This window comes from Shewanella sp. MBTL60-007 (assembly GCF_019654915.1).
GTDB lineage: Bacteria > Pseudomonadota > Gammaproteobacteria > Enterobacterales > Shewanellaceae > Shewanella.
The window spans coordinates 1-25582 of record NZ_BPET01000071.1; the positions used below are offsets into that span (position 1 = coordinate 1).

General features: G+C 44.8%; 21 protein-coding genes. 10 read left to right on the forward strand and 11 right to left on the reverse strand.

What is annotated here, in order from left to right:
* Window positions 1-445 precede the first annotated feature (445 nt).
* The 4 genes from phoU to K5Q92_RS21055 form a co-directional block, all read right to left on the reverse strand.
* Window positions 446-1156: a phosphate signaling complex protein PhoU gene (gene phoU / locus K5Q92_RS21040; protein ID WP_220770828.1), complete on the reverse strand. Its 711-nt coding sequence runs from the start codon at window positions 1154-1156 to the stop codon at window positions 446-448.
* Between the two features lie 18 nt (window positions 1157-1174).
* Window positions 1175-1993, reverse strand: coding sequence for a phosphate ABC transporter ATP-binding protein PstB (gene pstB / locus K5Q92_RS21045; protein WP_220770829.1), 819 nt, complete (start codon window positions 1991-1993; stop codon window positions 1175-1177).
* A 31-nt stretch (window positions 1994-2024) separates the two neighbouring features.
* Window positions 2025-3677 (reverse strand): phosphate ABC transporter permease PstA, encoded by a 1653-nt coding sequence (gene pstA / locus K5Q92_RS21050; RefSeq protein ID WP_220770830.1) that lies wholly within the window; start codon window positions 3675-3677, stop codon window positions 2025-2027.
* 101 nt (window positions 3678-3778) lie between these two features.
* Window positions 3779-6034, reverse strand: coding sequence for an ABC transporter permease subunit (locus K5Q92_RS21055; RefSeq protein ID WP_220770831.1), 2256 nt, complete (start codon window positions 6032-6034; stop codon window positions 3779-3781).
* 272 nt (window positions 6035-6306) lie between these two features.
* On the opposite strand from K5Q92_RS21055, the gene K5Q92_RS21060 reads away from it, so the two are divergent.
* Window positions 6307-6807 carry a glycine cleavage system protein R gene (locus K5Q92_RS21060; RefSeq protein WP_220770832.1) on the forward strand — a complete coding sequence of 167 codons (501 nt, stop codon included), beginning with the start codon at window positions 6307-6309 and terminating at the stop codon, window positions 6805-6807.
* Between the two features lie 123 nt (window positions 6808-6930).
* Here K5Q92_RS21060 and K5Q92_RS21065 read toward each other — a convergent pair whose 3' ends face one another.
* Complete coding sequence (locus tag K5Q92_RS21065) at window positions 6931-7467, reverse strand: GGDEF domain-containing protein (protein ID WP_259649659.1); 537 nt, start codon at window positions 7465-7467, stop codon at window positions 6931-6933.
* A gap of 1126 nt (window positions 7468-8593) precedes the next feature.
* Between K5Q92_RS21065 and K5Q92_RS21070 the strand changes: the two genes are divergently transcribed.
* A complete protein-coding gene (locus tag K5Q92_RS21070; RefSeq protein ID WP_220770834.1) occupies window positions 8594-9412 on the forward strand; it encodes a DUF2797 domain-containing protein in 819 nt (272 codons plus the stop codon).
* 166 nt (window positions 9413-9578) lie between these two features.
* Here the strand turns inward: K5Q92_RS21070 and K5Q92_RS21075 are convergent, their stop codons facing one another.
* The 3 genes from K5Q92_RS21075 to K5Q92_RS21085 form a co-directional block, all read right to left on the reverse strand.
* Window positions 9579-9998 carry a hypothetical protein gene (locus tag K5Q92_RS21075; RefSeq protein ID WP_220770835.1) on the reverse strand — a complete coding sequence of 140 codons (420 nt, stop codon included), beginning with the start codon at window positions 9996-9998 and terminating at the stop codon, window positions 9579-9581.
* Window positions 9999-10084: 86 nt separating this feature from the next.
* Window positions 10085-10657 carry a DUF4136 domain-containing protein gene (locus K5Q92_RS21080; protein WP_220770836.1) on the reverse strand — a complete coding sequence of 191 codons (573 nt, stop codon included), beginning with the start codon at window positions 10655-10657 and terminating at the stop codon, window positions 10085-10087.
* A gap of 180 nt (window positions 10658-10837) precedes the next feature.
* Complete coding sequence (locus K5Q92_RS21085) at window positions 10838-13747, reverse strand: M9 family metallopeptidase (protein ID WP_220770837.1); 2910 nt, start codon at window positions 13745-13747, stop codon at window positions 10838-10840.
* Between the two features lie 489 nt (window positions 13748-14236).
* On the opposite strand from K5Q92_RS21085, the gene K5Q92_RS21090 reads away from it, so the two are divergent.
* From K5Q92_RS21090 to K5Q92_RS21125, 8 genes are all read left to right on the forward strand, one after another.
* On the forward strand, window positions 14237-14830 hold the full coding sequence (locus K5Q92_RS21090) for a LysE family translocator (protein WP_202721575.1): 594 nt from the start codon (window positions 14237-14239) through the stop codon (window positions 14828-14830).
* A gap of 20 nt (window positions 14831-14850) precedes the next feature.
* A complete protein-coding gene (locus tag K5Q92_RS21095; protein WP_220770838.1) occupies window positions 14851-15417 on the forward strand; it encodes a DUF1415 domain-containing protein in 567 nt (188 codons plus the stop codon).
* A gap of 72 nt (window positions 15418-15489) precedes the next feature.
* Window positions 15490-16254, forward strand: a complete 765-nt coding sequence (locus K5Q92_RS21100) for a ribonuclease H family protein (RefSeq protein WP_220770839.1) — start codon at window positions 15490-15492, stop codon at window positions 16252-16254.
* 102 nt (window positions 16255-16356) lie between these two features.
* A complete protein-coding gene (locus K5Q92_RS21105) occupies window positions 16357-16776 on the forward strand; it encodes a hypothetical protein (RefSeq protein ID WP_220770840.1) in 420 nt (139 codons plus the stop codon).
* 172 nt (window positions 16777-16948) lie between these two features.
* Window positions 16949-18310 carry a M17 family metallopeptidase gene (locus K5Q92_RS21110; RefSeq protein ID WP_220770841.1) on the forward strand — a complete coding sequence of 454 codons (1362 nt, stop codon included), beginning with the start codon at window positions 16949-16951 and terminating at the stop codon, window positions 18308-18310.
* Window positions 18311-18560: 250 nt separating this feature from the next.
* Window positions 18561-19691: a hypothetical protein gene (locus K5Q92_RS21115; RefSeq protein WP_259649660.1), complete on the forward strand. Its 1131-nt coding sequence runs from the start codon at window positions 18561-18563 to the stop codon at window positions 19689-19691.
* A gap of 262 nt (window positions 19692-19953) precedes the next feature.
* Window positions 19954-20244 (forward strand): Rho-binding antiterminator, encoded by a 291-nt coding sequence (locus K5Q92_RS21120; RefSeq protein WP_220770842.1) that lies wholly within the window; start codon window positions 19954-19956, stop codon window positions 20242-20244.
* 293 nt (window positions 20245-20537) lie between these two features.
* Window positions 20538-20969, forward strand: coding sequence for a DUF2059 domain-containing protein (locus tag K5Q92_RS21125; RefSeq protein WP_220770843.1), 432 nt, complete (start codon window positions 20538-20540; stop codon window positions 20967-20969).
* A 103-nt stretch (window positions 20970-21072) separates the two neighbouring features.
* On the opposite strand, the gene K5Q92_RS21130 is transcribed toward K5Q92_RS21125, so the two are convergent.
* The 3 genes from K5Q92_RS21130 to K5Q92_RS21140 all read right to left on the reverse strand — a co-directional run bounded on the left by K5Q92_RS21130 (window position 21073) and on the right by K5Q92_RS21140 (window position 25204).
* A complete protein-coding gene (locus tag K5Q92_RS21130; RefSeq protein ID WP_220770844.1) occupies window positions 21073-22281 on the reverse strand; it encodes a NupC/NupG family nucleoside CNT transporter in 1209 nt (402 codons plus the stop codon).
* Between the two features lie 445 nt (window positions 22282-22726).
* Complete coding sequence (gene rodA, locus K5Q92_RS21135; protein ID WP_259649661.1) at window positions 22727-23806, reverse strand: rod shape-determining protein RodA; 1080 nt, start codon at window positions 23804-23806, stop codon at window positions 22727-22729.
* A gap of 462 nt (window positions 23807-24268) precedes the next feature.
* Window positions 24269-25204 (reverse strand): universal stress protein, encoded by a 936-nt coding sequence (locus K5Q92_RS21140; protein WP_220770846.1) that lies wholly within the window; start codon window positions 25202-25204, stop codon window positions 24269-24271.
* Window positions 25205-25582: the final 378 nt, after the last annotated feature.

Here is a 25582-nt window from a genome sequence, read left to right on the forward strand (position 1 = left end):
CCGTAAATGATACTCACCTTAAGAATGTTTATAAAACCTAGAGGCTTATCTCGAATATAGATGAGACTTTTGATTAATTAACATCTAACACCAATCATGGTAAATAACGGCTTTGGCTCATATAACTTAGCTAATAAAAAGATAAGCACTTACTTACCCTGAAAGGCATATAAATCACATTGAATAGCCCAACATAAGAACGCCGTATATCGGCTTGTTCAGCTATTAAATAGGATTTAGCTCACAGGTTATAACAACACAATTTTCACGAGCACTATACATTATTTCCCGAGTGAATGTTTTCGTCTAGATCCAAGAAACAAAAAAAGCAGCTTATCGCTGCTTTTTTGTATAACTTAATTCAACATTTAGCAAAAAGTGTGAACTCAATCTCAACGCTATTTTTTAACATTTAAATAAATTAACAAATAGAAGCCCAAATAAACTAACGCTTTAGATCCTTTTCCATCTCTTCATAGGAGATATGGCGCACATCTTTACCTTTAACGTAGTAAATAATGTATTCACAAATATTCTGACAGCGATCCCCTACACGCTCTACAGCTCGAGCGGCCCAAAGCACATCGAGTACTTCTGGGATTGAGCGCGGATCCGCCATCATATAGGTCATCAGCTGTCGAATGATCCCCTCATACTCTTTATCCAGCTTAGAGTCTTCTTTGTGAAGCTCTAACGCGACGTCGGCATCCATACGCGCCAATGCATCGAGAGTGGCGTTTAAAGTACGTGTCGCATGGCGGCCCATATTTTCTATGCTTACTAACAGTGGCTGCTGGTTCTTAGAACGCTTATCCATCGCCGCCTTGGCTATCTTAACGCAGGCATCGCCAATACGCTCGAGATCGGTGATCGTCTTGGAGATAGCCAATACTAAGCGTAAGTCACTAGCCGCCGGCTGACGCTTGGCGATGATACGCGTGCACTCTTCATCAATAGCCACCTCCATGCCATTAACCTTGTGATCGCCCTCAATCACTTTCTGTGCAAGATCTGCATCCAGCGCGCTTAAAGCATCCAGCGACTGTTCAAGCTGGCGCTCAACCAAGCCTCCCATTGCCAATACACGGTTACGAATATCATCAAGTTCAGCGTTAAACTGGCCAGAGATATGTCTATTTAAATTCATGTTTTCCATCGTTCGATCCTATCTCTATTAACCGTAACGGCCAGTAATATAATCTTCGGTCTTCTTCTGCCTAGGCGTGGTAAAGATGGCATTGGTATCGGCATATTCAATCAGTTCACCCATGTACATGAATGCCGTCTGATCCGACACACGCGCCGCCTGCTGCATGTTATGCGTTACAATCACCACGGTATACTTTGACTTTAGATCGGTAATCAGCTCTTCAATGGTCAAGGTTGAAATCGGATCCAGTGCCGATGTAGGTTCATCGAGCAGCAGCACTTCAGGCTCAATAGCAATGGCACGCGCAATCACCAGACGCTGCTGCTGACCACCCGATAAGCCAAAAGCATTGTCATGCAATCTATCCTTCACCTCATCCCAAATAGCCGCACCGCGCAGTGAACGCTCTGCTGCATCATCGAGTTCACGGCGGTTATTCACACCTTGAAGGCGCAAACCGTAAACCACGTTCTCATAGATGGACTTAGGGAAAGGATTCGGGCGCTGAAACACCATGCCCACGTTACGACGAAGTGCAGCTACATCGACACGCTTGTCGTAAATATTTTGACCGTGCAGTAATATCTCGCCACCAATGTGGCAGTTATCGACTAAGTCATTCATGCGGTTAATACAGCGCAGCAGTGTAGATTTACCGCAACCACTTGGGCCAATAAATGCGGTAACTTTTTTCTTAGGGATTTTCATCGACACATCAAATAGTGCCTGTTTGTCACCATATTTAAGATCTAAATTACGGATCTCGAGCGCTGTTTCATCGCTGGTTAAGTTTTCTAGGTCTAGCATATCAGTCTTCATTACCGATTGATCTATTGAAATCATGTTCTTTCCTACTGCTTAGGATAATCGTCAATTAATGCTCAAGCGAACGATATTTTTCGCGTAAGTGGTTTCGTACACCAATGGCGGTTAAGTTAAGTGCCACAATTACCGAGACCAAAAGAAATGAAGTGGCGTATACCAAGGGACGCGCCGCTTCTACGTTAGGGCTTTGAAAACCGACATCATAGATATGAAAACCTAAGTGCATGAACTTTCGCTCTAGATGCACAAAAGGGAAGTTCATATCGATAGGCAGTGTCGGCGCAAGCTTTACCACGCCAACCAACATCAAGGGCGCGACCTCACCTGCCGCACGAGCGACCGCCAAAATCAACCCCGTCATGATTGCCGGGCTCGCCATAGGTATGATAATCCGCCACAGAGTTTCAGCTTTAGTTGCGCCTAGTGCCAAACTACCTTGACGGACTGAGCTTGGAATTCGGCTCAATCCCTCCTCCGTCGATACAATCACCACAGGTAAGGTCAAAATAGCTAGGGTCAAAGCTGACCAAATGACACCTGGCGAGCCAAAGGTTGGCGCGGGTAATGCCTCAGGATAGAAAAGTTGATCTAACGTGCCACCAAACATATAGACGAAGAAACCTAGACCAAACACACCGTAAACAATCGAGGGAACGCCGGCTAAATTAATAACCGCGATGCGGATCATCTTAGTGATAGGGCCCTTCTTGGCGTATTCATGTAGGTAAATAGCCGCGACAACCCCAAATGGTGTCACGATAACCGCCATTAGCATCACCATAAAAACCGTGCCGAAAATCGCTGGGAACACTCCCCCCTCGGTATTGGCTTCACGTGGGTCATCACTGACGAATTTCCCCACGCCGATAAACCATTGGCCTACTTTACCTAACAGGCTTAGACGGTTGGCGTAGGTCACATCTAAGAGCGTGTCTAACTTTAAAATCACCTCTTCGCCACGCATATCACGGATAACCACCGAGTCTCTCGCCGCTTCGCTCTTTAACGCGAAGAACTCTTTTTCAACCAACTGATATTCTGCGTTTAATTTAGAACGCTCCGCCTCTATCTCTGCCTCACGGCTCTCGGTTAACGCGTTATCTAACTCGTAACGACGAGACTTTAAGCGCAGGCTCTCAAGCTCATAGTTGATCGAGCCGATGACGCCTTTTTGCAGCGCCAACGCCCTATCGTTAAGCTCCACCGCGCGTTCAATATAGGCCTGAAAATCCGCTTCTATATCTTGTGATGTTAACCGTACACCGTCTTCGATGATCGCCACGGGGTAACCATAGAAGTCACCATTTTTACTACGTTCAATAATGGCAATATTTTCCGGCTGGCTGCGTGAGATGATATCTGTCGCCAAAATCCAACGAAAATCTAGGCTCACAAATTCACGGTTACCCGTTTTAATCAGGTATCGGGTCACAGTCTCACCCACTTGGGTATCAAATTTATGCCCCGCAGCAAGTAGTCGCTCTGTCGGCACCTCTTCCCTATCGTAAACTTCACCAATTAAGGTATAACGCTCACCTTGAGGTCCTTTCATCTCCCACTGATAAATATCAGCAGGCCAGAAGTAACTCAAACCGCGCCAGGCGATCAATAACAACAACCCTAACACCGCAATCAAACACAGGCTCACTGCGCCGCTGGTCATCCATATCCAAGGAGAGCCAGACTTAAACCACTTACCCATTAACGACACCTCTTATCGTGGCTGCCAAACTCGTATTGATGAAACTCATGTTTGAAGAATTCATAGTTAACGTCATTTCTTATCATCCATAACAATCGGCTTTACAGCGAGCTGTAACGTTCACGCAGGCGCTGCCTAACCACTTCCGCAATCGTGTTGAAGAGGAAGGTGAAGATAAATAGCACAAAGGCAGCCAAGAACAGCACTCGGTAGTGAGAGCTACCGATAGCCGACTCAGGCATCTCTACCGCAATGTTTGCTGCGAGCGTTCGCATACCTTCGAATACGCTCCACTCCATAATCGCAGTATTACCTGTCGCCATCAGTACAATCATGGTCTCCCCCACAGCTCGGCCAAGGCCCATCATTACCGCCGAGAAAATCCCTGGGCTTGCCGTTAGCAGCACCACACGAGTCAGAGTCTGCCAATTTGTAGCCCCGAGAGCTAAGCTGCCATTTGAAAGGTGACGCGGCACCGAAAACACCGCATCTTCTGCGATAGAGAAAATGGTCGGGATAACCGCGAAGCCCATGGCAATACCCACAACCAAAGCGTTACGCTGGTCAAAAGTAATGCCGAGTTCATTGGTAATAAACATGCGTGTATCACCATCAAACAGTGCAAGCTCAAGCGTTGGGCTAATCGCAAACGAAAACCAACCGACAAAGACTATCACCGGTAGCAGCATCAACTCTTGATAGGTATCCGGTAGTCGCTGCTTCCACTTGCCCGGTAACTTGTACCAAGCAAATGCGCTGGTCAAAATCGAAATCGGCAGTAACAGCAGTAGGGTCATGATCCCTGGCAAGTTATCTTCAATCAGTGGCGCTAGCCAAAGGCCAGCCAAGAAGCCCAGAATCACCGTAGGTAGCGCCTCCATGATCTCGATAGTCGGCTTAACGACAGCGCGAACTTTCGGCGACATGAAATAAGCGGTATACACGGCGCCAGCAATTGCCAGAGGCGTGGCGAATAACATGGCATACAAGGCTGCCTTCATGGTACCGAAGGCCAGTGGCATTAGACTCAACTTAGCTTCAAAGTCATCTGAACCCGACGTCGACTGCCACACATATTTAGGCTCTGGATAACCCTCGTACCACACCTTCTGCCACATCGCACTCCATGAGACTTCTGGGTGAGTGTTTTCAACACTGAACAAGTTTAGTTTGCCGTCAGCCTCGACAATGAGGGCGTTTGAGCGCGGACTAAAACCTAGGGTTCCAGGATCCGTTAATCCCATATTTTCTGAGAATAACTCTTTTTCACTGGTGGTATATAACAGGCTCAACTCACCCTTTGCGGTAATCGTTACGAAGGTTTTACGATAGAACTCCGACCCAACAGTTTGAATATCACCATCAACCTTAAAATTGCGGATCTCTTGATACTGACGACCATGCTCGCCGTTGACCTGAAAATATTGCTGGACTAAACCAGAGTCATAACTAACCAATAATGAACTTGCACCAGCTAAAAGACTGACATTAGTTACCTCAGCTTTAGCGCGTGATAGAGACAGCACCTGACTTAACTCTACTTCATCTGCATCACGAATATCATAGATAAAGAGCTTGTTATCTGAGCTTAGAATGAGTTGACGTTGGTCCGGTGTCATCAACTGCTGCTGAACCTTAACTGGTGAGTCAGGAATAGTGCTGTTGTAAGCAAGCCACTCCACCTCTTCAGTCATCATGTTCTCTTCGCCCTCTTGGCGAGACAGATGCCAAACTTTATCGTCGGTTTGATAGACGAAGCTCATTTTATCGCTGCTGTAATCAAAGACTAAGTTATTTAAGGCGCGCCCTTGTGGATCAACGGTTAAGGCTTGATTGCCGTTAGGAAATCGTAATCTAGGAGTGATCAAGCGCTGGTTATCAGGGTAGGTGACGCCAAACTCAATACCAGCAATTATCACTTGGCCATTACTCAGACCAAGAGCAAACCGCTGCTCGCTTGGTACCGCAGCCGCGCTACTGACGACATGAACACCCGCAGGAGTGTTGATCTGCTCACTTCTTAACAGTTGAGAGGTTTGCGTATCATAAAAATCGACCTTACCTAGCTGTGATACTCGGTACATAATCGCGTTCTGCTCATCACTTCCCACCATCAGTGCGGGCGTGGAGTCATGATATTCGGCACTGATAACAGGCGTTACTTCGGCACTATCGAAGATAGGCTTAATCACATACAGCAGATAAAAGAAGATCAAGAGCAATGCGACAAACACCATGGTTCCGCCCACTGTCACCCCAATTTGGGCAGCCTTATCCTTGATAGCTCTGCGCGAAGAACCATTATTGATCAGTAGGCTTTTTGCTGCAGTTCCAGGCTGAGATACCTGAGTTTCCATTAAGAACCTCGATTATTCTTTAGCCAGTTAAAGTTTAACTGGGATTGTATTAACGATTATGCTAACACTAGGTTTAGTGAGTTTTCCTAGAACGAATTCCAAGCATGCGTATTTTTAATGTGGTGCATTATATGACGCAAAAATGACATTAGTGTTACAAAGGTTGACTTACTAGTGGTTAGATTTAAATGCTGGCTATATTAGACGGAAACCCCTTGTAAGACCTAGTAAATCCAACCCAATTGGCATGATAAATAATGGAGTAATATCAAATGTTAAGATATCTAGTTACCTTGCAGGCAAAGGATAGAGAAGGCTTAGTAGAACAGATAGCCCATGCGGTCAGTCGCCACGGGGGAAACTGGTTAGATTCCGAGCTGCGCCATATCGATGGTATTTTTGCCGCAATCCTATTATTAGAAGTACCTGCAGCCCAGTGGGATGAACTCATAGAGAGCCTAGAGCTATTAGAGGATATCTCATTAACCTACGCCAAAACCAGTAAGGCCCAAACTCGAAACAAACAGGTCAGTTATTCCTTAGTCGCTTATGACAGACCCGGTTTAGTACATGAAATTTCAAATAAGATTAGTGCTCTTGGGATTAATATCGAGCATATGAGTACCCGTTACGAGAGCGCCAGTCACACGGGAATCGCGCTTTTTAGAGCCGAATTTAATGTCAGCATGCAAGATAGCCAAGATGAAGAGCGCTTAACTCAAGCCCTTCACGACATAGGTGACGATGTGGTGTTGGATAACCTATCGGCTTAAATTTAATGCTAGCCAGGCTGAGTATTGTGCCCGGCTAGCGTTAACAGTCCTAGGTCGACTCAAGTGAGAGAATGCCAAATTCAATAGGCACCTTTATTCAACGGCGATAAAAACTTAGTCGCTTTAGCCATCAAAGACCATAGTGCAGTTTCGCCCAGTTTCTTTTGCAAGATAGAGTGACCGATCGGCTTTATTGAGCATGGTCTCTATCGTGTCCGTTTCTCGAGGAACCAGTGATATAACTCCGATGCTAACGGTATAGAGAATTTTTGACTGTTCGTACGCAACAACCGTTCCCCTTAATGCAAGATGTAGCCTCTGAGCGAGTGCATAGGCGGCAACTGCCGATGTATTTGGCAGCAACAAAGCAAACTCCTCACCACCTAAACGACCAATTAAATCAGAAGTTCGACAGTTAGCTCTTATCGTTGCAGCAAAGTGCCTTAGCACTGCGTCACCTGCGCTATGCCCATAGCTATCGTTTATCGCCTTAAATCTATCCAGATCTAATGCAATCACAGATACCACTCTTCGCTCCTGCTCGGCGCAACGAATAGCCAATTTTGCATCATTAAAAAATGCCCGTCGATTACAGAGCTCAGTCAATGGATCGAGCGATGCTAACTTCCTCATCTCCTTTTCTAACTTATCGATTTTCATCAGCAGCCCTAACAAATGCCATGAAGACAGCGGCGCAACGATCAAAGGAATGATTACTGAAAGTAATATGGCGATATAGCTAACAGAGCCCTGTAAACAGATATAACATACAAAAAAAGTAATAAAAATAGACACTGAAATAGAAGCTGCTGTCATCAGGAGAACTAGCTTTAGTCTCCCAAGTCTTTGAGTAATGTTTCTCATACTTTGTGCTAATTAACGCATTGCTTATGACACGAGGCTGTCAGCAATATCTCTAAGATAGGAACTTACGTCTATTCGCAATTAGACGCCATTTTAAATCACAGTTCAGCCTTGCTTCAAAAGCTGGTACAGCAAAAGTATGCTCATTGCGACGAAACCAGTATGGAGCAAATCAGGGGGCGGGATAATAGCGCAGCTAGTGGTGTATTAGTATCTATTTTTGCATTTACTTCAAACAGCTAAGATAAGACAAGATATGATAATAAGTGCTTGTCTTAAGCATATCCGTATCCAACTTACGCCAGCAGTATAATCGGTACCGACTTTTACTTGATCGGTGATTCGATGATTTTTAATGCTAGCCGTTCTTGATAACGCAAACCTGCGGCCGTTATGCGAACAAAACACTTATCAGTCTATTGAACACAAATAACACTTAGATTAAATGGAGTGTGATGCAACCAATAACCAAAGCCAACTTGTATGATTAGCTCTGCTTTATTTGATTTTTGCCAAAGCGAGATAAACTAACGAACTCCCCCCCTAAAAGACATTACAGCCCTGTTATCGCTCCAAAACAAGATTTAACCAATTGTAAAGTATAAGCTTTTCATTAAAGAAGAAAGAGGAAGATGTTCAAGCTGAATAGCTGTGCATTACAGAGTGTTACCCTCTCCATACAGTACGGTGCAAGAAGCTAGTGGTTCATAGATTAGCTGGGGCAAAACAAAAACCGTCATCAAATACCTATGAAGCCAACACTAGTGGCTCACTATTCATTATTTAATTTTTCCACCATTGAGAATTTTTAAAACTAAGACTAAAAATCAAAAACTCCATTATTAGCAATCGAAAAAACCATTCCAAAGCTTGCTTAACAATCTGTTAGACTAGTGAAAACATCGATAAGAAATGAAATGTCATGCTTGGAACCTTAAGAAAAATGCGCAGCCACTTGGATGAAAACCAAGTAGTGCAATATCAACTGCCTGTTGGCGAAGAACTCTTGGATTTGAATCCATTAATTGGCCACCAGCTTACGCTCACCCATACCGGAAAAATCTTCTGTTGTAGTTGCGGCAAAAAAACCAAAAAGAGCTACTCTCAGGGTCACTGCTACGTGTGTATGCAAAAACTGGCGAGCTGCGATATGTGTATCATGAAGCCAGAAACCTGCCACTACGCCGCAGGAACCTGTCGTGAACCCTCTTGGGGAGAGGCAAACTGCTTCGTGCCGCACTATGTCTACCTGTCGAACACCTCTGGGGTTAAAGTGGGCATTACACGCCATACGCAACTGCCGACTCGTTGGATAGATCAGGGAGCGACTCAAGGATTGCCAATTTTTAAGGTAGAGACCCGCCTGCTCTCTGGCTTAGTCGAGACGGCACTGGCTAAGATGATCGCCGACAAGACTAACTGGCGAACGATGCTTAAAGGTAACGCCGATGAACTGGATCTTAAACAGCAAGCTGAAACGCTCATTCCGCAGATAGCTGAACGCTTAAAAGAGATCACCGCTGAACACGGCGAGTTTGCAGTATCACAGCTCGATGAGTCGATTCAAACCATCAACTACCCAGTGAGTGAGTTTCCAACCAAGATAAGCTCGCACAACTTTGACAAAAACCCTGAGGTCTCGGGTATTTTAAAGGGCATAAAAGGTCAGTATCTGATCTTTGATACAGGGGTAATCAATGTGCGTAAATTTGGCTCTTATGAAGTGAGTGTAAGTTACTAGTCCTTTTTTAAGATAAAGGCTAGCTTAAGCTGACAGTCATCCGAGACACGATCGTTAACCCCATGATTTTTTTAACACATAGCGTTAACTAAAAGGCCCTGCAATTACTGATAAATAATTGCAGGGCCTTTCTATATCAAAAGTAAGGGCGATAAAAATTGTCGGTTTACCCCTCGTCGCTGGTTTTTCCCATTATCTTTAACTTCCCCTTTTTAGTCGCACCAACCACTCCCAATGTCTGACTACCGACACTATCGTAGGTCAATTCAATGGATTTTAGATCGCCATCGGGGACGCTAATGCTGCGGCTTGATAAGCCCTTAGTTAATACGCCTAAGTTGTCGACCTCTTTCCTGTCACCATCAGCCATAATCAATACAATTTTATGCATATTAACTGTGCCTTGAACACACTTAAGCTTTATATGACTAACCTCTTTTTCAGCTTTTTTAGGCGTAACTGTGTCGGTTTCCGTTTTGTAGTTAACCGTTTTTTCACTGATCTGAATCCAATCACTTGCCTGTACCACTGACGAGCCCAACATGATGAGAACCAATGCTGCAACATTAACTAGTCGTAATATCATTTAATATCCTTATGAACCTAGAATGGTACCAATACGAATCGATGGCAATATTGAGAAATATCCCCTTATTCTAGTTTACTTTAACATTAAATAGTTGGGACAGGCTTAAGCATAGCGGATAGCAAACGCTCAAAACGTTGTTCTCTTTGCTCTGGGCTATTGTCTAGATCGGTAAATCCTTGAGCAAGAACGCGCCACACAGGCATGGTGCTATGGGGAGAAAACAACGCCACTAATACAGAGCCCTTTTCATATTCTTTATTTACGCCTTCGGTCGATAAGCCTGCGACTAAGCCCGCCCTTTTCAAAATCTCTTTATCACTCATCTCTGACTCTAGCGCCACGCCAAAGCCCACCAGTACACTTGGTGACTCATGAGCGCTGGCTAAATGGTAGCCCTTTGCCTCCATCGCCTGAGTAATGGCGGCTTTCATATGCTTAATCACCGCTTTGCTATCCACTTCATCACTGGCGTGAACCGCAAACATATCAGGGTGCCAAGCAAAGGCCTTTGTAGAGTGACTGAGCAATTCAAGATCACCTGTCGTCACCATAGTCGTACGCGTTGCGGCCATTTCAGCCTCAACATGTTTAGCTGAGCTGCAACCAACTAGTAGCGATAACCCTACTACTAGCATTGAGATACATTTCTTAATCATAGGTTTCCCCACCTCTTATTATCGAATTGCAGCGTAACACTTTAAACATTAACCTAACCTGACTCATAAGGTGCTGTCGAGCCTTTAGGGCTGTATTGCCCTTATATTGTTGATTGTTTGTAACAACCAAAAAAGAAGCCGATTCATCTGAATCGGCTTCTTTGTCTGTTAACGAGTTGATTACTGGCTTTTAATATTAACCACTAAGCTGGCACCTTCACTCGATGGTGCACCATCGGCACTGATGTAATACCAACCTTCTGCAGGTTCGGTAATAGTTAGGCTCTCGACATTGCCTTGATTCTCGGATTTCACCTCAAATGAATCTGGTCCAGCCCATGTCTGACTGTTGCCATAAAGGTTCACATCGCCACTACCATGACCACTGGCTACACTAACCTCTTGCGTACCCGCTGGTACATAGAAGTAATAGCTTGAGTGACCGTCTGCAATACAGATAGCTTCACCAAACTCGACACCACCGTAACTATAAGGAGATTGTGCCGCACATGCATCGGCCACTGCGACAGGAGCCGTACCGCTATCGCCAGCGTCGTTTAAGCTGACCTTAAGACTGACTCCCTGGTAATCTTGGTATGCTAATAGGCTCACATAAACCCAACCACGATTAGCAATCACACTTAACGACTCTTCATTACCCTTGGTTTCAGACTTGGCATCAAAATCAGATGGCTTAGCCCAAATATCTTGGTTGAAGAACAGATCCACATCCCCTTCACCGCCAGATGTAGTGATATAAAGCGGCGTGTTATCCTCTTCGATGTAAGTATAGAAGTAGTTGATATCGCTGCCTGCAACACACTCTGTCTGCTCGAGTGTTAACTTACCGTCGTTAATCGTCGCCGCACCGCAATGCTCAACTGGCCCATCGGTATCGGCGTTATCACCAATTCCATCACCATCACTATCGGCCCACTCAGTTGGATCGGTTGGGAATACATCGCCATTGTCACCGACACCATCGCCATCGGTATCAACTGTTTCTGTGGCATCGGTTGGAAACGCATCGGCGTTATCACCGACTCCATCACTGTCAGTATCACGAGTCTCTGTTGGGTCATTAGGGAAGGCATCTTGGCTATCAGGGACACCATCTCCATCAGAGTCAACTGGCGGAGTAATGCCAGTACTGATTGAGTCATCATTACTAGTCACTGACGCCAGCCAAGTGTTCCACTCACTGTTATAGTTTTGCCCAATGGTATTATCGATATAAGCTAACCAGCCATCGGCATCACCGCCGCGAGCGAGTACTAATAGTGCATCTACATCACTTCTGTGGTTCTCGAACAGGAAGCGAACCGCTAGGTAGCCCCAGCTATAGACTCGATCAGAACCACTGTCATAGGTATTTGATAGGATTTCACTTAAGCTATAAGTTTGTGAGCGCCCCATCTCGATAGCCCCGTCATTACGGTTTTGCTTCGAGATATATTCGGCTAGACCTTCTGTCCACCATACCGACTTGCCAGTATCAATATCGAAATAATTGAACGCACCATAAAGATTAAAACGACCATCGAGGTAATGCACATACTCATGCTTTAAGTTCCATACCAAGATCTCATCGGTCCAAGTAGCTTCATGGGCGATAAAGCGTGCCTGATTACCCTCTTGTGATGGCGTGCCTTCAAGGTACATGCCGCCATTATTGGTATTGATCCCAAAAATCACGCTAGCGTACTGTGCATAATCGTCGTAGCTGTCGAAGATGTTCACTTCAAGACTTTCATTCAAGTCATCAGCTACTGGCTGATAACCCGTAGCAAGCACATCATGGAACAGTACCTCTTCACCGCCCATCAGATCACAAGACGCTTGGAGCTCATCGTTAGTTAACTGTTGGGCGCGAATGTAGATGGTATCACTACAGCTATAGTTGATGGGTAGCGCCGTTTGCTCAAGCTCCTCTTCCCAACCACAAATGCCGAACTGTTCACACTCACCCGGGTTGTAATAATCTAGGTAGCCAGCACCGTCAGCCCACTCAGCAGACATGCGCTCAAACTTGCTCATATAGAGCTCTACGCCGTCATTGAGGCGTGTTTTCAAGCTTTGCGGTAGATCCCAGTATGCTTGATACTCGTAGAAGCGACCAAACTCATGGAAGGCATCGGTGGACTCATATTGATAGTCAGAGTTAATAATATAATCAGCAGTGGCAATGTTCAGTAGCGCATCAATCAGCTCACCATGCTCCATGGCTTTGCTGTTGTAATCTTCAGCCCAACTACCGTAGTAAAGTGTGGTTAGCGCGCTAGTCATCGCGGCGCGATGGCGATTACTCGCTAAAAAGTCTGCATTAAACATCTGCAGGTAATCTGTGATCACTGGCACGCTTTCAAGAATATGATCGGCGCTCGCCCATGATGTGAAGAACTCCATCAGGGTATCACCTGCAGAATGAGTGATTTCAAATAGCTTTGGGTTCTTCGAATACTCAACTAACGCACCATAAACTACATCAGCGGCTTGGGTATCGCTATAAGTTAAATCATCATTGTAAAACTCAATGTAAAATGCGCCGCGCAGGAAATAGAACAAGTTGCGCATTTCGTAACCTGTGCTGCTGTCATAAGTAGCTGCGATGGCCGCAGCTCGATTAGCAACCGCAACCACATTATCTGTCTGATAGGCGGCAACCGAAACGGCATCATTTCTAGAGTACAACTCAGAAATACATGAGATCTCTGCTTGCCTAACGGCGTCAAACAGAGCCTCACCGCTTAGGCTGGCTAACTCACTGCTACACACATTTTCTTCAGCTTCCGCGGCTAGACCAGATACGCCCGTCGGCCCCTCAACCTTTTTTTCAGCCTTCCCCTTTGTAAGATGCTGGCGTTGATTTTTTTCAGCCCCTTTCTGCTGCCCAGGAATATTGGCGCCTTTTTCAAAGCGGCTCTTCAACTCTTTACCATGAGCCGCTTTAGATGACTCTTTAGCCGTTGGTGCCGGCTCAGAGGCCGCCAATACGGCTCCAGGAAAGAAGACTACCGAACAGGCAAGCGCTAAAGCATGGACTTTAAACTTACCTCGTTGAGCTTGTGGTTTAGATGATTCTGTTGACATGTTTGACTCCAATGGTTTGCGACTATGTCCTTAAATCACCTAATGCAGGAAAGTGAGATATGGATGGCTTTTACCAACGCTGCCGCATATTGTTTTCACAGCGTGAGATGTTAACACCTTGTTAACTCATTAAAGTTATAATTTATACAATATTCACAATCAAGCTTAAAAATTACTCAATATCAGATTGGCGTATCAACTTAAAACTGCATATTTGAATTAACATTCAAGAGTCAAAGAAATGACAGATCTACCTTAAATACTGAGGCTTAGGAGCAGAGATTATGAAAGTGGAGATTAAGACCGCAATCAAAGTGAATACCTATGCAGAAGTAATTAGTCATTCACCACTTATAACTAAAAGCTATTACTTAGACCTAAAGTCGAACCATTGAGAATAAATTCACTCAATCCATCCAAATATTGGTTTTACCCCATTTGCTTTATCGCGCTAAAATGAGCGCCTGTTTTCATGTTGACTTATGGGCTATGGAACTCATTTTTACCATCGCATTATTTGCATTCTCATCGGGGATCACCCCCGGCCCAAATAACATCATGTTGATGTCTTCCGGGGTAAACTTTGGCGTAAAACGCAGCATTCCCCATCTCAGTGGGATCTGTATAGGGTTTCCAGCCATGGTGCTAGCCATAGGATTAGGTCTAAGCACTGTGTTTCAAGCCTATCCACTACTACATGTAATTATTAAGTATGTAGGGATCGCCTACTTACTGTATCTGGCTTGGCTTATCGCCAACAGCAGCACCAAGATGAATGGTAAAGAAACGGCTAGTCCACTCTCTTTTATACAAGCCGCCGCCTTTCAATGGGTTAATCCCAAAGCTTGGGTGATGGGAATTGGCGCTGTTGCCACCTTCACAACCATGAGCCAAGCGTTAGCCCCTCAAGTTATGACTATCTCTCTCGTCTTTTTTGCGGTTGCAGTCCCCAGCGCCTTTATTTGGCTAGGGTTTGGAGTTGCCTTAAAGCGAATATTAAAGAAGCCAAAACAGCAGAAAATCTTCAATGTCACCATGGCACTCTTGCTTGTGCTATCGATCCTACCTATGATCGCGCCATAATCCTTCAAAGACGATAGCCCATGACTCAGTTAATGGATCCAGAATTACAAGCGTACGCAACAGAAACCGAAAACTGGGTAAAACAGGTGATTATGAAATATAACATCTGCCCTTTTGCCCGCCGTGAAGTTGAACGCGCCAGTATCAGGTATGCCGTCATCGATGAATCACGCATGCAAGATGTGTTGCAGGCACTAATTGATGAATGTGTTTATCTCGATGAAAATCCAGACATTGAAACGACTCTGTTTATCATGCCTCGTGGATTCGAAGGCTTCTATCTCTATTTAGACTTAGTCGATATCGCCAACGAGCTATTGATTGAACAAGGTTATGAAGGTGAATACCAGCTCGCGAGTTTTCATCCAGACTACTGCTTTGAGGATGAGCCACAAGACTCGGCAGCGAACTATACCAATCGCTCTCCTTATCCTACGCTACACATTATTCGCGAGGCCAGTATGGAGTTAGCCCTATCGACTTATAATGAGCCGGAAACGATCCCTGAGCGCAACATCGCCTTTGCCGAACGTAAAGGCAGCGAGTTCTTTGTAAAACTACTTGCGCACTGTAAAAAAGGTCAATAACCCCAATTTAGTGGCTACCCCGAGCCAGCGGCGGCCAAACAATGATTAATTTAGATTTAGGACATAAGCTTCATGGCTAAAAAATATTACGTGGTCTGGGCTGGACGTGAAACCGGCATTTTTACTAGCTGGGATTACACTAAAAAACAGGTCGACAAATTTCCACAGGCCAAATATAAGTCCTTCCCCACTGAGGCCGAAGCTAAGGCCGCCTTTGCTAAGGCACCCAGTTATAACAGTGGCACTAAAAAGCCTTCGCCAAGTGCCGCCAAAGCCAAAACAGCCGCCAAAGCCAGTGTCGATATCGATCTTAACCGCTGCGATCTATCTATTTTTACCGATGGGGGTTGCGAACCCAACCCTGGTGAAGCGGGCTCAGGCGTCGCGGTTTATCGTAATGCCCAGCTTGCCGAGCTATATTACGGCCTTTATAACGCCAATGGCACTAACAATTCAGCCGAGCTAAATGCCCTGCATCAGGCACTACTGATTGCCGACAAGGCGCTCAAGCAAGGGCTGACTGTGCAAATTTTAAGTGACTCCCAGTACTCGATAAACTGTATCACTAATTGGGCCTACGGCTGGAAAGCCAAAGGCTGGAAGCGCCAAGTTGCTGGGGATATCAAAAACTTAGACATCATTCAGCAGTCCCATGAACTCTATGATACCTTAAAAGACAAATTGGCGATTCAGCACGTTGCTGCTCACGTTGGCATTGAGGGCAACGAGTTGGCCGACCGTATGTCAATTTATGCTATCGACCAAAAAGACAGTGCATTTTGTCGCTACCCAGAACCCATAGTATTGGCTGATATTCTTAGCCTACGTGCCGGTTAACCCCTCAGCACTTTGTGCAAAAACCGCTCAGCGACACGTTTATTAACCATTATTCCCTTTTGGAGTTTGGTATAACGTGTCAGCTGTGCCACAATCGCCGCCATGAAAATTTACGTCCACCTACATAAAGCCCCTATTCGCGTTATCCGTATCGGAAGGCGCCGTTTTTGGCTGCGGCTAAAGCGCGATATGTTAGTGTTAAAAGATGCGCTATCTCAAGAGAAGCAGGAGACTAAAGATATGTTAGTCGCCTATAAGCGCTATACCTGCAGACAAGCATCGAAAGAGGAACTGATCGAAGCGAATAAGCAATTTGCCGATCTATTAAAAGGCCTAGGCCTCGGTATGTTTGCCGTTTTACCCTTTGCGCCGATCACGATTCCGCTGGTAGTTAAGCTCGGCAAGCTTGTCGGCGTCGACGTGCTACCTAGCTCGTTTAATAATATGTCTGAGCGTAAAGCCAATATCAGGCGCGTTGCCAGTGAAGCAAGATTACAGGCCAGTTCTGAGCAAATAAAATAACCCTGCCTCAGCTTTTATCTTATAAGCGCTCCTTATCGAGGAGCGAGTAGAGTCAAACTCGAGTCCCGCGCCAAGCAGCTCAATTTCCGTAGTTACCTTTATCCTAAACCTATTGCCTGATACTCTAACCCCTAAGCAATCCTCATCTTTTAATAACAAAAAGAGTCCTTACATGAGCAACCTTATTATTTCTGGTGCTTCAGGCATCCCTTTATCTATTTTTAACAGCGACACATTTGCCGCTTGGCGCGATCAGCAGACACCACGCATCCAAAACTGGCTCAGTAATACCCAATTTAAAAGCAAAGGCGCAAGCTTAATTCCAGGCCCAGAAGGCGAACTCGAGCAAGTTATTTTTGTCAGCGACAGTGACGATTCCTACTGGCTTTGTGGGGATTTGGTCAATCAACTGCCTGCAGGACAATATCAACTTAACGGCGATGAACAGCTCATTAGAACAGCAGCATTTAGTTGGGGCTTAGGCGCTTATCAATTCGACCGTTATAAAAAGAGTGATAAAGCCTTACCCGTTCTCGTGGTACCGACTCAAGCTCAGGCGGACGAGGCAAATAAATTCATCCGCTCGGTGTCACTGGTGCGCGATCTGGTTAACACACCTGCTGCCGATATGATGCCGCAACACTTAGGTGACATCATGATCGCCATGTCACAGGAGTTTGGTGCAAGCGTCACCCAAATTGTTGGCGATGAGTTGCTCGAGCAAAACTACCCCACCATACATATGGTTGGTCGCGCCAGTGAAAACCTGCCACGTCTAATCGATCTCACTTGGGGTGATGAGTCAGCACCAAAACTGACCTTAGTTGGTAAAGGTGTCTGTTTCGACTCTGGCGGCCTAGATCTTAAGCCTGGCTCTGGCATGCGCTTGATGAAGAAAGATATGGGCGGAGCGGCTCACGTTATCGGTCTAGCCCAGCTAATTATGGCTCACAAGCTGCCGGTAAGACTGCGCGTACTAGTGCCTGCCGTTGAAAACGCCGTATCGGCTAACGCCTTTAGACCTGGAGATGTGATCACCACGCGCAAAGGGATAACCGTTGAGATCGACAACACTGACGCAGAGGGGCGCTTGGTTTTGTGTGACGCACTGGCCGAAGCCAACAACGACAAACCAGAACTGGTCATCGACTTTGCCACACTTACAGGTGCGATGCGTATCGCCCTAGGTACTGAACTACCTGGTTTTTTCAGTAATGATGACGAAGTGGCAGCAGGCTTTACCGCATCGGGTCTTAAGGTAGGCGATCCTGTATGGCGTATGCCACTACACAAGCCCTATATGGCACTGACGGGTAGTGATATTGCCGATATTGCAAACTGTGCGACGACACCTTTTGGCGGTGCGATTACGGCAGCGCTTTATTTAGAGGAGTTTGTCGATAAGGATATCAGTTGGAGCCATTTCGATGTCATGGCCTACAATGTGCGCAAACTACCAGGCCGACCAATCGGCGGGGAGGCCTTCGGTATTCGTGCGGTGTTCGATTACCTGCAGAACCGCTTTAAAGCCTAATAAACATACCGAATAAAGGCCCGCATGTCGGGCCTTACATCTAATACACTGTCGCATCTTAGTTTTAGTTCACGGAAAGGCATTTACAAAGCTAAAAAGTTCCCCTTAAAAATCTCACCTAGCTCACAATATTAATCTATCAAGGCACTGTCGCCGCCGTGATTGCGTATTCCGTCACAATCTAATATTCAATTGTAGATATTATTCGTCTCCTTAATCCAATGCCGGATTATACAAACGAGAATAAAAAGTGAAAAAGCTAAAATTATCTATATTAATTGGTGCGTTACTTGGCGCGCCTACGGTTGTTATGGCAGATGATTTCAAACCTTCTGTTGATTTAGGTGGTGCAGTTAAAGTTAAATATTTCATTGATGATGCTAACGAATCGTCTAAATCAAATGGCGGTACATTCGCATTTGACGCATTAGAACTTGATATCGATAGTCAGATCAGTGAAAACTGGACAGCAAGTGCTAAGTACGTTTTCAAAAACTCTTCAAGCAACCATTTCATCAAGTATGCTTATGCTGCGTACAACGGTGTTGAAGATTGGCAGTTCCAGGGTGGTGTTGTTAGCAAGCCATTCGGTAATAAGAGCTTCATCTCTCACAACTGGTGGGAAAGTATCAACTACTACATGGGCTTTGAAGATGACTTCGATCTAGGTGCTAAGGCTATCTATAGCACTGGTAACTGGACATCAGAAGTTGCCTTCTTCAAGAACAGTGAATACTCATCATCTGATACCCGTGGTTACGGCGCGGATGGTTTTACAGGTACTGTTAACGGCACCGAGTATAACAACGAAGAAACCAACACGTTCAACATTCGTCAGTCATACGTTTTTGACTATGACAAACTAACGGTTCAAGTGGGTGCATCGCTAGAATACGGCCAGTTATACGATACAGTTCACGATGACCATGGTACATCGACAGCTTATGCAGTGCACTTAGATGCGCAGTACAGCGGTTACCAGCTACAGTTACAGATGGTTGACTATGACTACGACCAGTATCAGGCGAATAAAGATGGCCTGTACGCGATGAAGATGGGCGGCGGCGCTTATGAAGTTGCTGCTAAAGGTCAAATCTTTGCTGCTAACATCGCCAAGACTATCGGTTATGACTGGGGTACAGTGACTCTGTATAACGACTACAGCCACTTGACACCAAATACCGATGTTAACGCTAACCTAAATGACTCAGTTATCAACACAACAGGTATGAGCATTGCGGTATCAGACTTCTTCATCTTCGTAGATCACATTTACGGTAAGAATGCAGTATGGATTGGCGGTCAAGAAGGTCTTGGTATTGAAAACCAAAACGATGAGTTCCACTCTCTATTCAACATCAGTCTAAACTACTACTTCTAGTTCTGACTGCTAGGCTACTTGCTTTGTGAGTAGCCCTCACGCAAGGCGAGCATTAGTTTCATTCCTGCTTTAGCCTAGCGTGAGTTTCAATATCAATCGGTAAAACATATTTAGCTAACGCCATCTTCATGCTCACTGGCAACCTACTTTCGTTTCCGTTTCCGCTTTCCCCCCAAGTCGACACAGAGGCTTTATCAACTGTGCTACTCTAGAGTCGAGCCACCTAGCTTTAGTTAACGTTAAATAAAATGGAGGAAAACAGATGATCAGTTGTAATCAATACGATTATATCGAAATTGCCTGTTTGTATCGTTACCCTGTAGCACTCAAGCTTAAAAGTGGTGCAACCATTAACGGTATTGCTCTAGACACTGCACGTGACGCTAACAAACGGGAGTGCATCAAGCTAGCCTATCAAGACAGTCCAAATGATGGTACAGATATAGAGGCAAATAATAACCTAGCCGTCACTCGACTCGTTATCCTTGATGAGATAGCAAGTCTTCACGTCTGTATAAATAACCCACATTTCCACTCTGTGGAATTTAATTAACCTTTAACTCTCTCTCCTTTAAAGTGCGATTATTAGACTAACGTCATAGGAATTAATAATTCGCTTTCACTCATAAGTGCAGTGCTCTATGCTGTTAGCATAAATTAAACCGTCATCAATCTAATAACTTAGTTAAACCTTTGTCGAGTTTTAGCCGAGTTTTAGCCGAATTTTAGCCGAATTTTAGTCAGCATCTAATTAGCTTATTAGCTCGCTTTCAATTAAAACGGCTAACTCGAATGACGCATTCGAATGACTAAGCATTAGACTCCATTAATAGCAGGACGCTCGATATGAAACTCACAACTCTTCCGCTTCTGGCACTGATTACATTTTCAGCGACGACTTTTGCAGAGCCCGCTTCCGCAGAAAGCGTTAAACAACTGATGCATAAAACCGGTGCAGGAGAGCTCGGTATTCAAGCCATGAATCAGATGCTCCCAGCCCTTAAAAACCTTATCCCAGAAGCACCAGAAACATTTTGGAGCGACTACATGGCAGAGTTTAACCCTGAAGATCTAGTCGAAATGACTGTGCCTATCTATCAGAAATACCTGAGTGAAGAGGAAGTACAAGCACTGAATAGCTTCTATGACACGCCAGCAGGTAAGAAGCTCATTAAGGTTCAGCCACTTATCATGCAAGAATCAATGATGGCAGGTCAGCAATGGGGACAAGCCGTTGCCCAAGATGTGATAAGCAAGTATCAAATGCAAAAACACTAGTCACACTGACTCGATTTATAGATATTTAAACACAAAAAAAGAGCAGCTAAGCTGCTCTTTTTGATGTTTGAACTTCCCCAAGGAAAATACAACGATAGTTGAACTACAAACTAATGAAAATACCTGCCAACGCAGCACTCATTAAGTTAGCAAGGGTTGCCGCCAGTACCGCTTTAAGGCCGAGGTTTGCCACTTCGCTGCGGCGCTCTGGCGCCATCACGCCAATACTACCAAGCTGAATCGCAATCGAGCCGATGTTGGCAAAGCCGCATAGAGCAAAGGTAATGATCACTTGAGAGTGCATCGAGAGTTGCTGTTTAACCGTCGTGAAGTCCATAAAGGCGACAAACTCATTCAAAATCAGCTTCTGGCCGATAAAGCTACCCGCCTGCATCATCTCATTGACAGGTACGCCAATCAGAAATGCCACTGGTGAGAAGAGATAGCCCAGCAAGCTTTGCAAGGTCACACCTTCAAAATGAAACCAGTTACCCACTTGCTCAAGGCCCGCGTTAAACATGGCAATGACACTGATAAAGGCTAGCAACATGGTACCGATGGCCACCGCCACACGCATACCGTTCATCGCGCCAGAGGCGAGTGCGTCAATCACATTACCGTGTTCACTCTTGCTCATATCCACTTCTTGTTGATGCTCAATATTGCCTGTTTCTGGCACTAACAATTTCGCCATCATCAAGCTGCCAGGCGCCGCCATAAAGCTTGCTGCAATCAGATATTTAAGCTCAACCCCAAGCCCTGCATAACCGCCTAATACACTGCCCGCAACTGATGCCATGCCACCCGTCATCACCGCAAATAGCTCTGATCGGGTCATCTTAGGTAGAAATGGCTTCACTAGCAGTGGCGATTCACCTTGGCTTAAAAAGATATTACCTGTAGTAACTAGTGATTCTGCACGGCTTATGCCGAGTAGTTTCTGCAAGCCACCGCCAATGATCTTTATCACCCACTGCATAATGCCGAAATAATACAACATAGAGATCAGTGCGCTGATAAAGATAACTAATGGCAGAACGCGGATAGCGAACACAAAGCTGTTGGTAGCAAGATCGCCAAACAAGAAGTTAATTCCCTCATCGGCAAAACTTAATACAGAAGCAACCCCCTGACTCACCGAGCCAAGAATGTTTTGCCCCATAGGGACATACAACACTAAGGCCGCTAAAGCGGCTTGCAAGGCAAATGCACCCAGCACTGTGCGCCACTTAATGGCATGGCGATTTTCAGAGAAAATCCAACCACAGAAAATTAGAAAGGAAATTCCGACTAAACTGATCAACAGCTGCATAATTTATCACAATTTTTTATTAAATATAAAGAGTTAAGTTGCAGGCGGTCGCAATTGTATAGCGTATGGGGAATGCTTTAATGAAAGCGACATTTGACGTCGACTAACAGGCTAGGAATAACCTCACCTTTTAGCGTCGAGCGATTTGAGTGTCCGGCCATTGATACAAGAATGAAGCACCTAAAAACTTACAAAGTTTTGCCGGTCCAACTCCGTGGGTTATTCACTTATCCATGTAGCGGCTTGTATTAACGTATAAAGGCAGTGAACGAGACGTTCTAGCCGGAACGGAATTATACGAACCGAGACAAAGATTAAAAGCAGTTAATCTAATTTAATTACGGAATGTGCCGACTAAGCGATCACACGACCCACATAATGAGAGCTAGATCACGTAAGTCAGCTACATTCCATCATTTGAAATATGAGAATAAAAGTTTCGTGCTTAAGGCTTATAAGATTTTTGTAAGCACAGCGACATAATGATCCCGAAACAAATTCCTTGGGTGATCATGGCTGTGCCACCATAACTAAAGAAGGGTAATGGACTCCCCATTACTGGTAATAACCCGCTTACCATCCCCATATTAATAAAAGCATATAAAAAGAAACTCAGTGCAAAAGTGGCGCTGACTAAGCGATTGAATGAGGAATGACATTGGTAAGCTAACCAAATGACTCGCCCAGTAATAAATAGATAGATTCCGACTAAGAGTAAGCATCCAATAAAACCCCACTGCTCAGCGTAGGTTGAGAAAATAAAGTCTGTGTGACTTTCCGGAATGAATCCAAGCTGCCCCTGAGTCGCATTAGTCCAACCTTTGCCATGCATCCCCCCTGAACCAATTGCAATCAATGATTGGATTATCTGGTAACCCGCACCTAGGGGATCCGATTCAGGATCCAAAAATTGAGTTACACGCTTTTTTTGATAGGCTTCCATGACAAAGAACCACAACACAGGAATAGTGATTGCAACCCCACCGAGAAATGAACCGATAATTTTCCAGCTCATTCCTGCAAAGTACAAAACAAATAGCGCGTAAATAACGGTGAATATCGCCCCATCGAGATCGGGCTGAATAAATATCAGTCCAGCTGGAATCGAGGTGACAAGTAGACAGACAATGATCTTTTTAATATCAGGACGTCCTCCTTCAGCAACTAAAATCCATGCCACCATCAAGGGAATTGCCACTTTGACTAACTCTGAGGGCTGAAATCGAATCGGACCAATAACCAACCAACGTTGAGAGCCGTTGGTGCTATCACCAGCAAAAATAACGCCAAGCAGTAGTATGACCGCCGAAGCATATAGATAAGGGGTGGCTCGTTTATAACTTTGCGGTGAGATGACTGACATAACAAGGATAGCGCCAATCGCAATGAAGGCTCGGATAAGGTGTCGCTCTAATATCGATTCACTGAAACCGCTCGCGCTCCATACCGTGAGCGAGCCAAGCAAAATCAACAACGAAATAGCCAGTAATAAAGGGAAGTCAACTCGAGGTGTGTATTTAAACATATCTGTCTTCATTCAACATAAAACATAAGATATCAAACAGAGAAGCAAGCTGAGAGACAAGCTAAGAAACAAGCCGAAAGACAAGCAAACTGGTGATAATAGTGCGAGGAGTATAAACTGTTTTTTTATTATTAAAATCTGCTTGTTTAAGTTATTTTTCATCCCTATTTTAATGCTTTTCAGTGTAATCTACTATTTTGTGTTCTATATAATCTATCCAGAAGCAATTTTAGGCCGCGAAGTCACGGCGGTTTTGATTATTCGTGGGATAATATGCTGGCGCTAAGCGGTTATCGCCCCATAAGAAAAGCGCGAGGCTTATCTCGCTACCATTGATGATAGAGGATTTTTAGAGCAGGTATTGATAGTACCGAATGCGATGGCATCCGGCACTTATCTGAACATCTGTTATTTTTGGATGGTCATTACTTTAAACTGCGGCTATAGCAGATCCACTCAAGGCTAACTTATCGGTGACTCAAAGCCTTCGGGCTTTAACGCCACTAATGAGCACTTAATCGATTGTAATATATTCTCAGCGGTGTTGCCGATAACAAAGCCGGGGATCCCCGTTCTTGCTAAGGTTCCCATAACCAAGATGTCGATCTCTTTTCCGTTAACAAACTCAGGGATTTGCACATCTGCGGCGCCTTGCAGATGGTGAATGATAATGTCACCGCCAATGCCGGATTGCTCAATAAGGCTATCTAATGCTTTGCGATGACTGACTCTTGAGGCATCGAGTTCAGTGTTAAGTTCATCCTGATCGATTTTAATCCAAAGGCTGTTTCTCAAGTAACTTTCAAGTTTATACTCCCAGCAAGATAAGATATGCAGGCGGTAATCGCATTTGTTGGCGATATCACGTGCGAGCTGCAACATTCTTATTGAGAGCGCGTTTTCTTCAAGACTCGTACTGATGGGATCTATCGCAACAGCGACCTGACGTTTATCCAGCGGTTGATGGACTAAGCGGTTAAGCCAAACAGGACATGGACATTTACGTAATAATGTCATATCGATAGCCTTGAACCCTTCATCGGAGCCATCTAAAGGTTCGGCATCTTTAATCAACAGATCATGCTCATGGCTTAAGATGTTTTTGATGATGTTTACCGCAGGTTTTTCACCACTGAGGACTTGCACAGGCAGAGGAACATCCGCCTCTGCAATATGATTTTCCTGCCTGCTTTTATCTATTTGTTGATTGACTGTTTGCCGCAGCGCATTTTCATAGGTGTCTTGGTATTCATTGAGCTTAGGCGAAAGTGCAGGACAAACAATCAAGCCTTTCACCTGTGCATTATTGGCTTGAGACAGTCGCAGCGCTTGCCCTATGGAGTCACTGTCACTAGGCAATCCCTGACTAACAAATAATATATTCTTGAAGCTTTTCATCTCTACCTCCGTGATATGGAGCACCTTGAGGGCTGGCGTTAATTTTCTAATTGAGTTTAAAATGTCTCGCTTTCTTTATTCCAACCGACGAAAACACAGCTAAACGCAATAGATCCCTTCAAGTATTGTTCTACACAGGAAAATTTGCCAATAGGAGTATAAAATAGAGAGTGTTAAATAGAGTTCAAACGACAAAAACACACTAGAAGCCTTTTAAAAGCTAGCCTTAAAAGCTGATTGAGTTAAATGAGATCTCCAAAGCAAAGTGACGATGCTAACCGTCAAAGTCGACAAATGGCATCCCCAACCCAGCATGCTAATGATTATTTTTCAATTACTTATAATTAAAACGTACTTTTTCTTTCCCCTCAATAAAGA

Excerpts from the sequence above, each read along its gene's own strand:
- K5Q92_RS21095 (WP_220770838.1), top strand. The coding sequence starts at position 14,851 with ATGACTCAGTTAATGGATCCAGAATTACAAGCGTACGCAACAGAAACC.
- K5Q92_RS21110 (WP_220770841.1), top strand. The coding sequence starts at position 16,949 with ATGAGCAACCTTATTATTTCTGGTGCTTCAGGCATCCCTTTATCTATT.
- K5Q92_RS21120 (WP_220770842.1), top strand. The coding sequence starts at position 19,954 with ATGATCAGTTGTAATCAATACGATTATATCGAAATTGCCTGTTTGTAT.
- K5Q92_RS21080 (WP_220770836.1), bottom strand. The coding sequence starts at position 10,657 with ATGATTAAGAAATGTATCTCAATGCTAGTAGTAGGGTTATCGCTACTA.
- K5Q92_RS21125 (WP_220770843.1), top strand. The coding sequence starts at position 20,538 with ATGAAACTCACAACTCTTCCGCTTCTGGCACTGATTACATTTTCAGCG.
- K5Q92_RS21130 (WP_220770844.1), bottom strand. The coding sequence starts at position 22,281 with ATGCAGCTGTTGATCAGTTTAGTCGGAATTTCCTTTCTAATTTTCTGT.
- pstB (WP_220770829.1), bottom strand. The coding sequence starts at position 1,993 with ATGATTTCAATAGATCAATCGGTAATGAAGACTGATATGCTAGACCTA.
- K5Q92_RS21090 (WP_202721575.1), top strand. The coding sequence starts at position 14,237 with ATGGAACTCATTTTTACCATCGCATTATTTGCATTCTCATCGGGGATC.
- K5Q92_RS21085 (WP_220770837.1), bottom strand. The coding sequence starts at position 13,747 with ATGTCAACAGAATCATCTAAACCACAAGCTCAACGAGGTAAGTTTAAA.
- K5Q92_RS21055 (WP_220770831.1), bottom strand. The coding sequence starts at position 6,034 with ATGGAAACTCAGGTATCTCAGCCTGGAACTGCAGCAAAAAGCCTACTG.
- K5Q92_RS21100 (WP_220770839.1), top strand. The coding sequence starts at position 15,490 with ATGGCTAAAAAATATTACGTGGTCTGGGCTGGACGTGAAACCGGCATT.
- K5Q92_RS21070 (WP_220770834.1), top strand. The coding sequence starts at position 8,594 with ATGCTTGGAACCTTAAGAAAAATGCGCAGCCACTTGGATGAAAACCAA.
- K5Q92_RS21075 (WP_220770835.1), bottom strand. The coding sequence starts at position 9,998 with ATGATATTACGACTAGTTAATGTTGCAGCATTGGTTCTCATCATGTTG.
- rodA (WP_259649661.1), bottom strand. The coding sequence starts at position 23,806 with ATGTTTAAATACACACCTCGAGTTGACTTCCCTTTATTACTGGCTATT.
- phoU (WP_220770828.1), bottom strand. The coding sequence starts at position 1,156 with ATGGAAAACATGAATTTAAATAGACATATCTCTGGCCAGTTTAACGCT.
- pstA (WP_220770830.1), bottom strand. The coding sequence starts at position 3,677 with ATGGGTAAGTGGTTTAAGTCTGGCTCTCCTTGGATATGGATGACCAGC.
- K5Q92_RS21140 (WP_220770846.1), bottom strand. The coding sequence starts at position 25,204 with ATGAAAAGCTTCAAGAATATATTATTTGTTAGTCAGGGATTGCCTAGT.
- K5Q92_RS21065 (WP_259649659.1), bottom strand. The coding sequence starts at position 7,467 with ATGAAAATCGATAAGTTAGAAAAGGAGATGAGGAAGTTAGCATCGCTC.
- K5Q92_RS21060 (WP_220770832.1), top strand. The coding sequence starts at position 6,307 with ATGTTAAGATATCTAGTTACCTTGCAGGCAAAGGATAGAGAAGGCTTA.
- K5Q92_RS21105 (WP_220770840.1), top strand. The coding sequence starts at position 16,357 with ATGAAAATTTACGTCCACCTACATAAAGCCCCTATTCGCGTTATCCGT.